This is a genomic window from Tsukamurella asaccharolytica (assembly GCF_007858435.1).
In the GTDB taxonomy this organism is placed as follows: Bacteria; Actinomycetota; Actinomycetes; order Mycobacteriales; family Mycobacteriaceae; genus Tsukamurella; species Tsukamurella asaccharolytica.
This window is the reverse complement of sequence record NZ_VIGW01000015.1, coordinates 21982-37529: the sequence shown is the minus strand read 5'-3', so window position 1 is coordinate 37529 and position 15548 is coordinate 21982. Positions and strand designations below refer to the sequence as shown.

The 15548-nt window shown below is 70.9% G+C and carries 13 protein-coding genes; 11 read left to right on the top strand and 2 right to left on the bottom strand.

Annotation, left to right across the window (positions count from 1 at the left end):
- Positions 1 to 37: 37 nt before the first annotated feature.
- Genes FK529_RS17880 through nusB form a run of 4 tightly spaced genes read left to right on the top strand, consistent with a single transcriptional unit; the run spans position 38 to position 2775 of the window.
- Positions 38 to 574 carry a YceI family protein gene (locus FK529_RS17880; protein ID WP_231703164.1) on the top strand — a complete coding sequence of 179 codons (537 nt, stop codon included), beginning with the start codon at positions 38 to 40 and terminating at the stop codon, positions 572 to 574.
- 32 nt (positions 575 to 606) lie between these two features.
- A complete protein-coding gene (locus FK529_RS17875; protein WP_146563756.1) occupies positions 607 to 1695 on the top strand; it encodes a M24 family metallopeptidase in 1089 nt (362 codons plus the stop codon).
- A gap of 15 nt (positions 1696 to 1710) precedes the next feature.
- Positions 1711 to 2274 carry an elongation factor P gene (efp, locus tag FK529_RS17870; RefSeq protein ID WP_068534038.1) on the top strand — a complete coding sequence of 188 codons (564 nt, stop codon included), beginning with the start codon at positions 1711 to 1713 and terminating at the stop codon, positions 2272 to 2274.
- A complete protein-coding gene (gene nusB, locus FK529_RS17865) occupies positions 2275 to 2775 on the top strand; it encodes a transcription antitermination factor NusB (RefSeq protein ID WP_146563754.1) in 501 nt (166 codons plus the stop codon).
- Positions 2776 to 2811: 36 nt separating this feature from the next.
- Here nusB and FK529_RS17860 read toward each other — a convergent pair whose 3' ends face one another.
- Positions 2812 to 4809, bottom strand: coding sequence for an FAD-dependent oxidoreductase (locus FK529_RS17860; protein ID WP_158635145.1), 1998 nt, complete (start codon positions 4807 to 4809; stop codon positions 2812 to 2814).
- A 69-nt stretch (positions 4810 to 4878) separates the two neighbouring features.
- Here FK529_RS17860 and pyrR point away from each other — a divergent pair, with 69 nt between their 5' ends.
- From pyrR to pyrF, 7 genes are read left to right on the top strand one after another with little or no spacing between them, the layout of a single operon-like run.
- On the top strand, positions 4879 to 5475 hold the full coding sequence (gene pyrR, locus FK529_RS17855) for a bifunctional pyr operon transcriptional regulator/uracil phosphoribosyltransferase PyrR (RefSeq protein ID WP_146563750.1): 597 nt from the start codon (positions 4879 to 4881) through the stop codon (positions 5473 to 5475).
- A complete protein-coding gene (locus FK529_RS17850) occupies positions 5472 to 6428 on the top strand; it encodes an aspartate carbamoyltransferase catalytic subunit (protein WP_146563748.1) in 957 nt (318 codons plus the stop codon). The genes pyrR and FK529_RS17850 overlap by 4 nt, the downstream gene beginning before the upstream one ends.
- 53 nt (positions 6429 to 6481) lie before the next feature.
- A complete protein-coding gene (locus FK529_RS17845) occupies positions 6482 to 7831 on the top strand; it encodes a dihydroorotase (protein WP_146563746.1) in 1350 nt (449 codons plus the stop codon).
- The gene (locus FK529_RS17840) at positions 7828 to 8319 is read left to right on the top strand and encodes a PH-like domain-containing protein (protein WP_146563744.1); all 492 of its coding nucleotides are present in this window, start codon (positions 7828 to 7830) and stop codon (positions 8317 to 8319) included. The genes FK529_RS17845 and FK529_RS17840 overlap by 4 nt, the downstream gene beginning before the upstream one ends.
- Positions 8320 to 9447 carry a glutamine-hydrolyzing carbamoyl-phosphate synthase small subunit gene (gene carA / locus FK529_RS17835; RefSeq protein ID WP_146563742.1) on the top strand — a complete coding sequence of 376 codons (1128 nt, stop codon included), beginning with the start codon at positions 8320 to 8322 and terminating at the stop codon, positions 9445 to 9447.
- A 1-nt stretch (position 9448) separates the two neighbouring features.
- Positions 9449 to 12778, top strand: a complete 3330-nt coding sequence (gene carB, locus FK529_RS17830) for a carbamoyl-phosphate synthase large subunit (protein ID WP_146563740.1) — start codon at positions 9449 to 9451, stop codon at positions 12776 to 12778.
- Positions 12775 to 13575 carry an orotidine-5'-phosphate decarboxylase gene (pyrF, locus tag FK529_RS17825; protein WP_146563738.1) on the top strand — a complete coding sequence of 267 codons (801 nt, stop codon included), beginning with the start codon at positions 12775 to 12777 and terminating at the stop codon, positions 13573 to 13575. Before carB ends, pyrF begins: the two co-directional genes overlap by 4 nt.
- 34 nt (positions 13576 to 13609) lie before the next feature.
- On the opposite strand, the gene FK529_RS17820 is transcribed toward pyrF, so the two are convergent.
- Complete coding sequence (locus tag FK529_RS17820) at positions 13610 to 15382, bottom strand: BCCT family transporter (RefSeq protein ID WP_146563736.1); 1773 nt, start codon at positions 15380 to 15382, stop codon at positions 13610 to 13612.
- Positions 15383 to 15548 lie beyond the last annotated feature (166 nt).

Genomic DNA, 15548 nt, shown 5'->3' with positions numbered 1-15548 from the left:
GTGACCTGCCGGCCCACGCGCCGGTACCGTCGAGGGGGTGAGCGAGACCACGACCATCGATCAGTCCAGTGCTGTGCTGGAGGTGCACACCGGTGTCGCCGGGCGATCCGCGCGGCTCGGCCACCGCCTGGTGCTGGCGCCCACCGCCTGGCGGGCGGCCGTCGAGGCCGACGGTGGCCAGCCCGTCGCCGTCACGGTGACCGTCGACGCGGCCTCGCTCGAGGTCGTCTCCGGCGAGGGCGGGCTCACGCCGCTGACCGCGCCCGAGCGCGCCGTCGCCACTGCGAACGCGCATCGCTCGCTCAAGGTCAAGACGAACCCGACCATCGAGTACCGGTCCACCGCGATCGACGCCACGGAGAACGGCTACCGTGTCCGCGGCGAGCTGACCATCTGCGGCACGACCCGCCCGTGCGACTTCGCCCTGCTCTACGAGGAGGCCGCGCCGGCGCCGGCGCTGGCCGCTGCGGTCCCGGTGAGGCAGACCGACTTTGGAATCAAGCCCTTCTCCCTCATGATGGGCACGCTGCAGGTCGCGGACGAGGTCACCGTCGTCGCGCGCGCAACGGTCTGACGATTCCGCCCGCGCCGCGATAGCGTGGCGGGATGCCGCAGACGACCACCGACCACGCCCGCCGCCGCGACGCGCTTCGCGCCGCCCTGTCCCGTCAGGAGCCCGCGCTCGACGCACTCCTGGTCACCGACCTCGACAACGTCCGCTACCTCGCCGGTTTCACCGGGTCGAACGGCGCCGTGCTCGTCGCCGCCGATCCGGACGGCGATGCGATCGCCACCGACGGCCGCTACCTCACCCAGGTCGCCGAGCAGTCGGGCGACCTGCGCGCGGTCATCGAGCGCGACGTCGCGAAGGCGCTCCTGGCGCAGGCGAAGGCGAAGGGCGCCGTCGGTTTCGAGGCGACGGCGCTCAGCTACGCCGACCACGCCCGTCTCGCGCCGGAGGCGCACCTCGTGCCGACCACCCGGCTCGTCGAGACGCTCCGCGAGGTCAAGGACGAGGGCGAGATCGAGCTGCTCCGCCGCGCCTGCACGATCAGCGATCAAGCGCTCGCGGCGCTCGTGGAGGAGGGGGCCGTCCGCGTCGGCGCCACGGAGACGCAGGTCGCGCGGCGCCTCGAGAACCTCATGTACGAGTTCGGCGCCGAGGCCGTCGCCTTCGAGACGATCGTCGCGGCCGGACCGAACTCGGCGATCCCGCACCACCGACCCACCGACGCCGTCCTCGCGGCCGGCGACTTCGTGAAGATCGACTTCGGCGCCCGCTTCCAGGGCTACCACGCCGACGAGACCCGCACCTTCGTCCTCGGGGAGCCGGCCGCCTGGCAGCGCGAGATCTACGACCTGGTCCGCGCCGCGCAGACCGCCGGACGGGAGGCCCTGGTGCCGGGCGCCGACGTCCGCGCGATCGACGGCGCGGCCCGCGCGGTGATCGAGGAGGCCGGGTACGGCGAGCAGTTCCTGCACGGCCTCGGCCACGGCGTCGGCGTGCAGATCCACGAAGCCCCGGCGCTGGGCAAACTCGGCAGCGGTACACTGTCCGACGGTGCTGTGGTCACCGTGGAACCGGGTGTGTACCTCCCGGGTCGTGGCGGAGTCCGCATCGAGGACACCCTCGTGGTCCGTGCGGACGGGCCGGAACTGCTGACGCGCACCACCAAAGACTTGATCGCACTCTAGGAGAATCGACACACCGTGGCATCGACTGCTGATTTCAAGAACGGCCTGGTCCTCAACCAGGAGGGCCAGCTGTGGCAGATCATCGAGTTCCAGCACGTCAAGCCGGGCAAGGGTCCCGCCTTCGTGCGGACCAAGCTCAAGAACGTGGTGTCCGGCAAGACGGTCGATAAGACTTTCAACGCCGGCGTCAAGGTCGAGGTCGCCACCGTCGATCGCCGCGACTTCAGCTACCTCTACCACGACGGCTCCGACTACGTCTTCATGGACGGCGAGACCTACGACCAGATCAACCTGGACGAGGCCAAGGTCGGCGAGGGCGCGAAGTTCCTGCTGGAGAACATGCAGGTCCAGGTCTCGATGCACGAGGGTGAGGCGCTCTTCGTCGAGCTCCCGATCTCGGCCGAGTACGTCGTGCAGCACACCGATCCGGGCCTGCAGGGCGACCGCTCCACCGGCGGCACCAAGCCCGCGACGCTGGAGACCGGTGCCGAGATCAACGTCCCGCTGTTCATCAACACCGGCGACAAGCTCAAGGTCGACACCCGTGACGGCAGCTACCTGGGGCGCGTGAACTCCTAAGTGCCCGAGCAGTCTGACAACCGGCGCCCGAAGAAGTCGGGCGCCCGGCACCGGGCGCGCAAGCGCGCCGTCGACCTGCTGTTCGAGGCGGAGGCCCGCGGCCTCGCCGACCTCGACGGCCTGCTGGCCGAGCGGCGGCAGCTCGCCGCCGACGACGCGGCGGTCGCCCCGGTGTCCGAGTACACCGCGACGCTGGTCACCGGCGTCGGCGTGGACGGCGACCAGATCGACTCGGTCATCTCCTCGCACCTGACCGGCTGGACGCTCGCGCGGCTGCCCGCGGTGGACCGCGCGATCCTGCGGATCGCCGTCTGGGAGCTCTTCAACGCCGTCGACGTGCCCCCCGCCGTCGTGGTCGACGAGGCCGTCGAGCTCGCCAAGGAGCTCTCGACCGACGAGTCGCCGACCTACCTCAACGGCGTGCTCGGCAAGGTGGCGGCGCTCGCGCCGCAGGTCCGGGCCGCGGCCGCCGCCCAGCCCGCCGCCGACCGCTCGGAGTAGCCGCTCAGCTCCTCAGACGCTCAGCTCCTCAGACGCTCAGCTCTTGAGGCGCTCTGCGAGGGCGCGGGCATTGCGGAGCGCCAGGGCCTGCACCACGCCGATCGGGTGCACGCCGCTGGCCGTGGGCAGGGCCGAGGCGTCGGCGATCACCACGTTCGGCACGTCCCACAGCACGCCCTCCGGGTTCGCCGCGCCGTGGCGCTCGGAGGACGCCATGCGGGCGGTGCTCATCGGGTCGTGCGCGCCGAGCGCGATCTCGCCGACCCCGTACCCGGCGGCGTGCGAACGCTCGAGGAACCGCTCGATGGGGCGGTCACCGGGCACGTAGTCGCCCCCGCGCTGCTGGCCGGTGAAGATCCGCCGGGCCCCGGCGGCCTCGAGGATGCGGACTGCGGTGTCCACGCCGGTCCGCAGGTTGGCCCGGTCGGCCTCCGCGAGGTCGTAGCGCACGGAAGGCTCGCCGGAGGCGTCCATCACCACCTCGCCGGCGCCCCGGTCGCGCAGCACCACCCGCACGATCGACAGGTGCGGGAACTGCCGCATCACGTTGAGGTGCTCGACGGGGTTGCGCCACGGCACGAAGCTCGACGCCAGCGCGGGCGTGAGTGGCACGGTCTCGTAGCGCACGCCGAAGCCCTTGCCGTCGAGGTTCGCGTGCGCGTCGCAGAACCGGGTCGACGGGGCGCCCAGCCACGGGGCCACGACCTCGCCGAACAGGCCGACTGCGGTCGCCGTCGGGTGCAGGTGCAAGTGCTTGCCCACGTGCTGCCCGCCGATGCCCGAACGGGCGAGCAGGGCGGGTGTCTGGAATCCCCCCGCGGCCACCACGACCGCGCTGCACCGCACCGTCAGCCACGAGCCGCCCGAGGTCCGCGCGATCACGGTGCGCGCGCGTCCGCCCTGCGTCTCGATGGAGCGGGCCTGTGCGCCGGTCACGATCCGCGCGCCCTTCTTCTCGGCGTCGCGCAACCACGTCCGGCCCGCGTCCTGCCGCGCCGCGACCCTGCTGGACGGCCCCCAGCGGCCCCCCGGCTCGACGTCGTCCGCCACGCTGACGAGGCGTACCGGCAGGTCGAGCGCTCGGCAGCCCCTCTCCAGGATCACGTCGCGGGCGGAGGGCGCGCCGGCCCCGTCGGACACCCCCGAGCGCTGCCACACCTCGGCGAGGGCGGCCTCCAGCGAGGCTCCGGTCTCGACGCCCCGCGCCTCCCAATCGGCGCGCACCTCCTCCGGCGGAAGGAAGTACCCGCCGTTCGAGACGGCGGTGCCGCCACCGAGGCAGCGCGCGGTCAGTAGGTACGACTGCGCGTTCTCGGTCCAGAACGGCCCCGGCGCGTACAACTGCTCGAGGTTGTCCAGATCGGAGTCGCCCACCTCGGTGGGCGAGACGTAGTCCCCGCGCTCGAGGACCAGCACGTCCAGTCCGGCCTCCGCGAGCTCCGCCGCGGCGACGGCGCCGCCCGCGCCGGAGCCGATCACCACCACGTCGCACGCCGTGGCCGCGTCGATCTCGTAGCGCGTCGGGGAGAGGGGCCGCTGCGCGCGCAGGGCCCGGGCGCGGGGCTTCTTCAACGGCGCCTGCCGGGGATATCCGATCGCGGCCATCAGTTCGGCGCCCGGGCCGTGCTCGCCGTCCGCGCCGCCGGCGGCGTAGTACGCGAGCAGGGCGATGTTGCGCAGGCGCTTGAACAGCATCCGCTTCTGCACGAACCGCGACCGCGAGAGGTCGATCAGGATGCGCTCGCGCTCGGCGGCCGAGAGATCGGCGAAACGCTGCCCCCGGGTGCCCAGCACAACGGTGCAGAAGACGACGTTGTCGAAGAAGGAGAGGGATTGCGCGAGCGTGACGCCGTCACTGTCGCGCGGGCTGCGGTCGGCATAGGATACGGCCAGCTCACCGGCCCGCAGATCGCTCGCCGAGGGGACGGCGACCCCGTCTCCCGGGGCGAAGGAGTCGACGATGGCGGACAGCGTCGTGCGTTGCCTGGTCGACAATTCCATGACCTGAACGTACTGGTATGCTTCGTCCTGCATCAAGGCATCCTTTGCAATCCGTCCAGAGAGGCGGAGCGAGCCGTCCGGAGAGGCGGGGAAGGAGGTCACGTGGCTCGGGAGCTCATGTCCGCGGCCGATGTCACCCGGACGGTGGCGCGGATCGCGCATCAGATCATCGAGAAGACGGCCTTAGACACCGCTCGATCCGGTGATGAAGCGGATTCCGCCCGTCCCCGCGTCGTCATCTTCGGCATCCCCACCCGCGGCGCGGTTCTCGCCGCCCGGCTGGCGGCCGACATCGAGGAGTTCTCCGGCGTGGCTGTGCCCGTCGGTCACCTCGACATCACCCTCTACCGCGACGATCTGCGGCACAAGCCGCACCGCCCTCTCGAGCGCACCACGGTGCCGCCGCAGGGGGTCGACGGTGCGCTCGTCATCCTCGTCGACGACGTCCTGTACTCGGGCCGGACGGTGCGCGCCGCGCTGGATTCGCTGCGCGACATCGGCCGCCCCGCCGCGGTCCAGCTGGCGGTGCTCGTCGACCGCGGGCACCGGCAGTTGCCGATCCGCGCCGACTACGTGGGCAAGAACATCCCGACCTCCCGCCAGGAGGACGTGCAGGTCCGGCTGCAGGAGAAGGACGGCGAGGACGCCGTGGTGATCTCCGAGCTGCCGGAACCGGACGCGAAGGAGGGCGGCCGGTGACCAAGCACCTGCTCTCCGCGGCGGACCTCAGCCGCGCCGAGGCCGAGGAGATCCTCGACGAGGCGGACCGGCTGCAGCAGGCGCTGCTGGGCCGTGAGGTCAAGAAGCTGCCCACGCTGCGCGGGCGCACCGTCATGACGGTGTTCTACGAGAACTCCACCCGGACCCGCGTTTCCTTCGAGGTGGCGGGCAAGTGGATGAGCGCCGACGTGATCAACGTCTCGGCGTCGGGGAGCTCCGTCGCCAAGGGGGAGTCGCTGCGCGACACCGCGCTCACCCTGCACGCCGCGGGCGCCGATGCGCTGATCGTCCGGCACCCCGCCTCCGGTGCGGCGCAGCAGATCGCGGCGTGGACGAATTCGGCCGCCGCGCTGGCGGGTCTGCCCGGCCCGATCGTGATCAACGCCGGCGACGGCATGCACGAGCACCCCACCCAGGCTCTGCTCGACGCGCTCACCCTGCGTCAGCGGCTCGGTGGGATCGAGGGCCGCCGCGTCGTGATCGTCGGCGACGTGCTGCACAGCCGGGTGGCCCGGTCGAACGCGGTGCTGCTGTCCACGCTCGGCGCCGAGGTCGTCCTCGTCGCGCCGCGCACGCTGCTACCGGTGGGTGTGGAGACCTGGCCGGTCACGGTCGCGGACTCGCTCGACGCCGAACTGCCCGGCGCCGATGCGGTGATGATGCTGCGTGTGCAGGCCGAGCGGATGAACGGCGGCTTCTTCCCGAGCGAACGCGAGTACGCGGTGCGCTTCGGGCTCAACCCGCAGCGCGCGGCGCTGCTGCCCGACCACGCCGTGGTCCTGCACCCCGGACCGATGCTGCGCGGCATGGAGATCGGCTACTCGGTGGCCGATTCGGCGCAGGCCGCGATCCTGCAGCAGGTCAACAACGGCGTGCACGTCCGCATGGCGGTGCTGTTCCATCTCCTTGCCACAGAGGGGGGTACGGAATGACCTCGGCGCGCCCCGCTGCCACCCACTCCTCGCGGACCGAAGGATCCTCCCGCATGAGCCTGCTGCTCACCGATGTCCGGCCCTACGGCGAGGGCGATCCCGTCGACGTGGCGATCGCCGGCGGTGAGATCACCGCCATCGGCGCCGGTCTCACGCCGGACGACGGTGCCGAGGTGATCGACGGCGGCGGCAAGGTCCTGCTGCCCGGCTTCGTCGACCTGCACACCCACCTGCGCGAGCCCGGCCGCGAGGACACCGAGACCATCGAGTCCGGCTCCGCCGCAGCGGCGCTCGGCGGCTACACCGCCGTCTTCGCGATGGCCAACACCAACCCGGTCGCCGACTCGGCCGTGGTCACCGACCACGTCTACCGCCGGGGCCAGGAGGTCGGCCTGGTCGACGTGCATCCTGTCGGCGCGGTCACCGTCGGCCTGGCCGGCGAGAAGCTCGCCGAGATGGGCATGATGGCCGCCGGCGCCGGGAACGGAGTGGGAGGGCCGAACGGCGACCGCCCCGGGCGGGTCCGGGTCTTCTCCGACGACGGCTTCTGCGTCGCCGATCCGCTGCTGATGCGTCGTGCGCTGGAGTACTCCGCCTCGCTGGGCGTGGTGATCGCGCAGCACGCCGAGGAACCCCGCCTGACCAAGGGTGCCGTGGCGCACGAGGGTCCCGAGGCCGCGCGGCTCGGCCTCACCGGCTGGCCCCGCGCCGCCGAGGAGGCGATCGTCGCCCGCGACGCGCTGCTCGCCCGCGATGCCGGTGCGCGCGTGCACATCTGTCACGCCTCCACGGCCGGCACCGTCGAGCTGCTGCAGTGGGCGAAGGGCCAGGGCATCGCGATCACCGCCGAGGTGACCCCGCACCACCTCCTGCTCGACGATTCGCGCCTGCAGACCTACGACGCGGTGAACCGGGTGAATCCGCCGCTGCGCGAGGCCTCCGACGTGGCCGCCCTGCGGAAGGCGCTGCGGGACGGCGTGATCGACTGCGTGGCCACCGACCACGCGCCGCACGCGGAGCAGGACAAGTGCTGCGAGTTCGCCGCCGCCCGCCCCGGCATGCTGGGGCTCGAGACGGCGCTGGCCATCGTCGCCCAGGTCTGCGTCGAGACGGGTGACCTGGGCTGGCGCGACGTGGCGCGGGTCATGAGCAGCAAGCCCGCGCAGATCGCTCGACTCGACGACCAGGGCCGCCCGATCGGCGTGGGCGAGCCCGCCAACCTGACGCTGGTCGATCCCGACCTGGGGTGGACGGTACGCGCGGGCGAACTCGCCAGCCGCTCGCGCAACACCCCGTTCGCCGAGCTGACCTTCCGCGCCAAGCCTGTGCTCACCGTGCTCCGGGGCCGGGTGACCGCCCGCGACGGGGTGGCCGCGCAGCCGGGGAACGGGATGCGCGCGTGAGCATCAGCGATTTCGCCACGCTGCTGCTCGTGCTCGTGGTGCTCGCCGGTCTGTTCTCGCTGATGGCGCTGGGCTGGCGTCGGCGCGGGCAGCGCCAGGCCGCGGCGATCGGCGAGATCCCCACCACCCCCGAGCAGCTCAGTGAGCTGGTGTTCGGACCGGTCTCCGGCGTCTACGTCGGCAGCACCGTGGCGCCGCACTGGCAGGACCGGGTGGCCGTGGGGGATTGGGGGTACCGGTCCACCGTGAATCTGAGCCGCTACGCCGACGGCTACCTGATGGAGCGCGGCCGCGGCAATCCGATGTGGATCGCCGACGAGCGCCTGGTGGAGGTGCGGCGCGCCTCGAAACTGGCCGGCAAGGTCATGCCCGGCGACGCCCTGCTGGTGTTCCGCTGGGAGCTGCCCACCGGCACCGTCGTGGACACGGGCTTCCGCGCCGACGACAAGACGACGTATCGAAAACTGATGGACGTGAGGGAAAGTTAGATGGCTGCCGACAACACAGCACTCCTGGTTCTCGAAGACGGAACCGTGCACCGCGGGGTCGAGTTCGGCGCCGTCGGGCAGACCCTGGGCGAGGCGGTGTTCTGCACCGCGATGACGGGGTATCAGGAGACGCTCACCGATCCGTCCTACGCCCGGCAGATCGTGGTGGCGACGGCCCCGCAGATCGGTAACACGGGCTGGAACGACGAGGACGACGAGTCGCGGGGCGATCGCATCTGGGTCGCCGGCTACGCGGTCCGCAACCCCACCCGCCGGGTCAGCAACTGGCGGGCCACCGGCACCCTCGAAGGCGAGCTGGTCGATCAGGGCGTCGTCGGCATCGCGGGCATCGACACCCGTGCGCTGGTACGCCGCCTCCGCGACCACGGCTCCATGCGAGCCGGCGTCTTCTCCGGCGCGGCGCTGGCGCCCGAGGCGGAGCTTCTCGACCGGGTGCGCGCGCAGCCGTCGATGAAGGGGCAGAACCTGATCGGCGAGGTCTCGACCACCGAGTCCTACACCATCGAGCCGGCCGGGGCAGAGCCCAGGTTCACCGTCGTCGCGGTCGACCTGGGCATCAAGACGAACACTCCGCGCATGTTCGCCGAGCGCGGTATCCGGGTGCACGTGGTTCCCTCGACCATCACGCTCGATGAGGTGCGCTCCTTCGATCCGGACGGCTTCTTCCTCTCCAACGGCCCGGGCGACCCCGCCACGGCCGAGCACGAGGTCGAGCTCACCCGGGGCGTGCTCGACGCGGGCCTGCCGCTGTTCGGCATCTGCCTCGGCAACCAACTGCTGGGGCGCGCCTTCGGCCTGGAGACCTACAAGATGAAGTTCGGCCACCGCGGCATCAACATCCCGGTCGTGGAGCACACCACCGGCCGGATCTCGATCACCGCGCAGAACCACGGCTTCGCCCTCGAGGGCGAGCGCGGCGCCGAGTTCGACACCCCGTTCGGCCGCGGCCGCGTCAGCCACGTATGCGCCAACGACGGGGTCGTGGAGGGGGTCGAGTTGCTCGACGGACGCGCCTTCTCCGTCCAGTACCACCCCGAGGCCGCGGCGGGACCGCACGACGCCGCATACCTCTTCGACAAGTTCGCTCAGATCATGGGAGACAAGTAACATGCCGCGCCGCACAGACATCCAGCACGTCCTGGTGATCGGCTCGGGCCCGATCGTGATCGGCCAGGCCTGCGAGTTCGACTACTCCGGCACCCAGGCCTGCCGCGTGCTCCGCGCGGAGGGGCTGCGCGTCTCGCTGGTGAACTCGAATCCGGCGACGATCATGACCGATCCCGAGTTCGCGGACGCCACCTACATCGAACCCATCACGCCCGAGTACATCGAGAAGGTCATCGTCGCCGAGCGCGACAAGGGTTTCCCGATCGACGCGGTGCTCGCGACCCTGGGCGGCCAGACGGCCCTCAACGCGGCGGTCGGCCTGCACGAGCAGGGAATCCTCGACAAGTACGGCATCAGCCTCATCGGCGCCGACTTCGACGCCATCCAGCGCGGTGAGGACCGGCAGAAGTTCAAGGACATCGTCGCGAAGATCGGCGGCGAGTCCGCCCGGTCCAAGGTCTGTTTCACCCTGGACGAGTGCAAGGAGACGGTCGCCGAGCTCGGCTACCCGGTCGTCGTGCGGCCGTCGTTCACCATGGGCGGCCTCGGCTCCGGCATGGCCTACGACGAGGCCGACCTGATCCGCATCGCCGGCGCGGGGCTGGCCGCCTCGCCCACCGCGAACGTGCTCATCGAGGAGTCGATCCTCGGCTGGAAGGAGTACGAGCTCGAGCTCATGCGCGACGGCCGCGACAACGTGGTGGTCGTCTGCTCGATCGAGAACGTCGACCCCGTGGGCGTGCACACGGGCGACTCGGTCACCGTCGCGCCGGCGATGACGCTCACCGACCGCGAGTACCAGATCATGCGCGACCAGTCGATCGCGATCCTCCGCGAGGTGGGCGTCGACACCGGCGGCTGCAACATCCAGTTCGCGCAGAACCCGCGCGACGGTCGCCTGGTCACCATCGAGATGAACCCGCGCGTCTCGCGCTCCTCGGCGCTCGCGAGTAAGGCGACCGGCTTCCCGATCGCCAAGATCGCCGCGAAGCTGGCCGTCGGCTACACGCTCGACGAGATCCTCAACGACATCACGGGCGAGACCCCGGCGTGCTTCGAGCCGACGCTCGATTACGTCGTGGTCAAGGCCCCGCGGTTCGCCTTCGAGAAGTTCCCCGGCGCCGACGACACCCTCACCACGACGATGAAGTCGGTGGGCGAGGCGATGAGCCTGGGCCGCAGCTTCGCCGAGGCCTTCGGCAAGGTGATGCGCTCGCTGGAGACCAAGCGCCACGGCTTCTGGACCGGCGCCCCCGTCGAGGGGAGCCTCGACGAGCTGCTGCAGGAGATCACGGTTCCCAAGGACGGACGGTTCTACCTGATCGGCCGCGCCTTCGAGCTGGGCGCCTCCGTCGAGCAGGTCTTCGACGCCACCGCGATCGACCCCTGGTTCCTCGAGGAGATCAAGGCCGTCATCGACCTCGGCGCCCAGGTCCGCGACGCCGAGCTGACGCCGGATCTGGTGCGGCTGGCCAAGACCCACGGCCTCTCCGACCTGCAGATCGCCGAGTTGCGCGGCGTCGGCGAGGACGAGATCCGCGCCTACCGGCACGAGCACGACGTGCGTCCGGTGTACAAGACCGTCGATACCTGTGCGGCCGAGTTCGAGGCCAAGACGCCGTACCACTACAGCAGCTACGAGCTCGACCCGTCGGCCACCGGCGAGGTGGCCCCGCAGACGGAGCGGCCCAAGGTGCTGATCCTCGGCTCCGGCCCGAACCGCATCGGCCAGGGCATCGAGTTCGACTACTCGTGCGTCCACGCCGCGCTCACCCTGAGCGAGGCCGGCTACGAGACCGTGATGATCAACTGCAACCCGGAGACGGTCTCCACCGATTACGACACCGCCGACCGCCTCTACTTCGAGCCGCTGACCTTCGAGGACGTCCTCGAGGTCTACCACTCGGAGCAGCGCTCCGGCGACGGCGGCCCGGGCGTCGTGGGCGTCATCGTGCAGCTCGGCGGGCAGACTCCGCTCGGCCTCGCGGCGCGCCTCAAGGCCGCGGGCCTTCCCATCGTCGGCACCTCGCCCGAGGCCATCGACCTCGCCGAGGACCGCGGCGAGTTCGGCCGCGTGCTCACCGAGGCGGGTCTCCCGGCGCCGAAATTCGGCACCGCCACCACGGCCGACGGTGCCCGCGAGGTCGCGGCCGGGATCGGCTACCCGGTGCTGGTGCGCCCCTCGTACGTGCTCGGCGGTCGCGGCATGGAGATCGTCTACGACGAGCAGGCGCTGCTCGACTACATCTCTCGCGCCACGGAGCTCGCCCCCGACCGCCCCGTCCTGGTGGACCGGTTCCTCGAGGACGCCGTCGAGATCGATGTCGACGCCCTGTGCGACGCCACCGGGGAGGTCTTCATCGGCGGCATCATGGAGCACATCGAGGAGGCCGGAATCCACTCCGGCGACTCGGCGTGCTCGCTGCCGCCCACCACGCTCGGCCGCGCCGACATCGACGCGGTGCGGGCGGCCACCGAGGCGCTGGCCCGCGGCATCGGCGTCCACGGCCTGATGAACGTGCAGTACGCCCTCAAGGACGACGTGCTCTACGTCCTCGAGGCCAACCCCCGCGCCTCCCGCACGGTGCCCTTCGTCTCCAAGGCCACCGCGGTGCAGCTCGCGAAGGCCTGCGCCCGGGTCATGCTCGGCCAGAGCATCGCCGAGCTGCGCGAGCAGCAGATCCTGCCCGCGGAGGGCGACGGCTCGCACATGCCGATCGAGGCGCCGGTCTCCGTGAAGGAGGCCGTGCTCCCCTTCAACCGCTTCCGCCGCGCGGATGGCACGGGTGTCGACTCGCTGCTCTCACCCGAGATGAAGTCCACCGGCGAGGTGATGGGCGTGGACCGCGACTTCGGCACCGCCTTCGCCAAGTCGCAGACGGCGATCAGCGGCTCGCTGCCCGCCACGGGCAAGGTCTTCGTCTCCGTGGCGAACAAGGACAAGCGGGCGCTGATCTTCCCGGTCAAGCGGCTCGCGGACCTCGGCTTCACCATCATCGCGACCGCGGGAACCGCGGATGTGCTGCGCCGCAACGGCGTCGATGCGGAGATGGTGCTCAAGCACTCGGACGTCATCCCCGAGGGGGAGCAGTCCATCGTCGAGATGATCAAGGCCGGCGAGGTGGGCCTGATCATCAACACCCCGTTCGGCAACGCCGGGCCGCGCATCGACGGCTACGAGATCCGCACGGCCGCGGTGCAGGCCTCCGTGCCGTGCGTGACCACCGTGCAGGGCGCCTCGGCGGCAGTGCAGGGCATCGAGGCCGCGCTGCGCGGGGGCATCGGCGTCAAGAGCCTGCAGGACATGCACGCGGCGCTGGTGAACCGGTGACCTTCGCCGCGCGCGTCGCCGCCGCCGTCGCCGACCGGGGACGGCTGGTGGTGGGCATCGACCCGCACCCGCCGCTGCTCGCCGCGTGGGGCCTGTCCGACGACGCCGCCGGCGTGCGCGCCTTCGGGCTGCGCTGCGCCGAGGCCGTCGCGGGCGAGGTCGGCTTCGTCAAGCCGCAGGTGGCCTTCTTCGAGCAGTTCGGCGCCGCCGGGATGCACGCCCTGGAGGAGGTCATCGCCGCGTGCCGCGAGGCCGGAGCCGTCGTGATCGCCGACGCCAAGCGCGGCGACATCGGTTCCACCATGGCGGGCTACGCGCGCGCCTGGCTCGGCGACTCGCCGCTGGCGGCCGACGCGGTGACCCTCTCGCCCTACCTCGGCTACGGCTCGCTCCGGCCCGCGATCGACGCCGCCCGCGCCGCAGGGCGCGGCGTCTTCGTGCTCGCCCGCACCTCCAACCCCGAGGGGGCGCAGGTGCAGGCCGAGGGCGTCGGGCAGCGCATCGTCGACGACGCCCGGGCCGACAACGCCGACGGGGCGGGCACCGTCGGCCTCGTGGTAGGTGCCACCCGGGACCACGGGCTGCAGCTGGACGGCCTGAACGGCCCGATCCTCGCGCCCGGGCTGGGCGCGCAGGGGGCGACACCCGCGGACCTGGCGGCGATCTTCGGCTCCGGCGGGACGGTGCTCCCCAGCTCGTCACGGCAGGTGCTGGGCGCGGGCCCGGACGCGGTCGCGCTGCGATCGGCGGCGCTGACGGTGCGGGACGAGATCGAGGCGGCGCTGGCCGGCGGGTAGTGGCGGAGAGCGGCGGAGTGGACCGCCCGCCCGGTCAGCCCGTCGGCTCGGGCTCGCCCTTCGCCGCGCGTTCGCGGCACTGCGACTCGTACTCGTCGAGGGCGACGAGACCGCCGGTCGAGGGGCCGTGGTAGAGATCGTCGGGGATACCGTCGCTGTAGATCATGACCTCGGAGGACGGTTGGACCTCGTTCGTGAGATCGGTCGCCGCGAGCGTGTTGGCATGAATCCGCATGCGCTCGTGCAGTTCACTGCGATGCGAGCGCTGCGCGACGAAGAGCGGGTCGTGCCACAGGTCGATGAACAGTGAGACGCACATGCCGAGCATCACGACCACGAACGGGACGGCGGCGAGGATCGCCATCTGTTTGATCCCCTGGAGGGCGTTGTCGCCGCTGACCGCGAGGAGCAGCGCGGCCGTGCCGCCGGTCACCGTCCCCCAGAAGACGACCACCCTCCGTTTGGGCTCGTCGGCACCGCGGGACGAGAGCGTCCCCATCACGATCGACGCCGAGTCGGCACCGGAGACGAAGAAGATGCCCACCAGCACCATGACCAGGAACGCCGTGAGGGTGGCCCATGGCAGGTGATCGAGAACGTTGTAGAGCAGCGCCTGCTCGTTCGCCGATTCGCTGATCGGGATACCCGACTGTTCCTGACTGAGCGCGGTGCCGCCGAAGATGACGAACCACACCATGGAGACGACGGTCGGGACGAACATCACGCCGATCACGAACTCGCGGATACTGCGCCCGCGCGAGATCTTCGCCAGGAACAGTCCGACGAACGGGGTCCAGCTGACCCACCACGCCCAGTAGAAGATGGTCCAGGTCGAGAGCCACTTCTCGGCGCCGGGTTCGTTCGCCGCGGAGCGCGCGGTCATCTCCATGAAGTCCGCGGCGTACGCACCCATCGTGGTGGGGAGGAGGTTCAGGAGGAACACCGTGGGACCTACGACGAAGACGAACACGGCGAGCACGATCGCGAGCACCATGTTGGTGTTGGAGAGGAACTGGATCCCCTTGGCGATCCCGCTGACCGCGGATCCGATGAAGCACACCGTCAGCAACGCGATGATGGCGACCAGGATCATCGTGGACGATCCGTCGGACACCCAACCGAGCTTCTCCATCCCGGCCCCGACCTGGGCCGCGCCCAGGCCGAGCGAGGCCGCGGTGCCGAACAGCGTCGCGAAGATGGCCAGGATGTCGATGACCCGCCCGCCGACGCCGCGCCCTCCCGTGCGGTTGAAGATCGGCGCGAACACGGAGCTGATGAGCTGCGTGCGCCCGCATCGATAGGTGCTGTAGGCGATGGACAGACCGACGATCGCGTACATCGCCCACGGGTGGAAGCCCCAGTGGAACATCGTCGTCGCCATGGCCACCGCCACATCGTGCGAGCTCATTCCGGGCGGAGCCCCGACGAAGTGGTAGATGGGCTCCGCGGCGCCGTAGAACATCAGACCGATCCCCATGCCGGCGCTGAACATCATGGCGATCCAGGAGATCGTGCGGTACTCGGGCGCTTCGCCGTCGCGACCCAGGGGAATCTTGCCGAACGAGGTCGCGGCGAGGAAGACAGCGAAGAGGACGAACTGTGCCGAGGCGACGAGGAAGAGCCAGCCGAGGTTGTTGATGACCCAGTCCAGAACTGTGTCGGTGCTGCTGCGCAGTCCGGCGGGGCTGATGAGCCCCCAGGCGACGAAGGCGACGACGGTCGCGCCGGCGATGCCGAACACGATCCGGTCTATGCGCGGTCCGTCGGACCGCGTCGCCGGAGCGGCGTCGGGTGCTGGCTGTGACATAGGGGATCCCATCGGGTTGAGGTGGAGCGCTCGGCTCCCGTCGACCTCGAGCGCGGCGACGGGTGGAGAGGGCACATCGACGACTGATGATCTATTGATATATCACCGAAGAGTAGGTGCGGCCACCCGTGCGGTCAAGACCTTCGAGGGAATTCGAGTGGCGCAC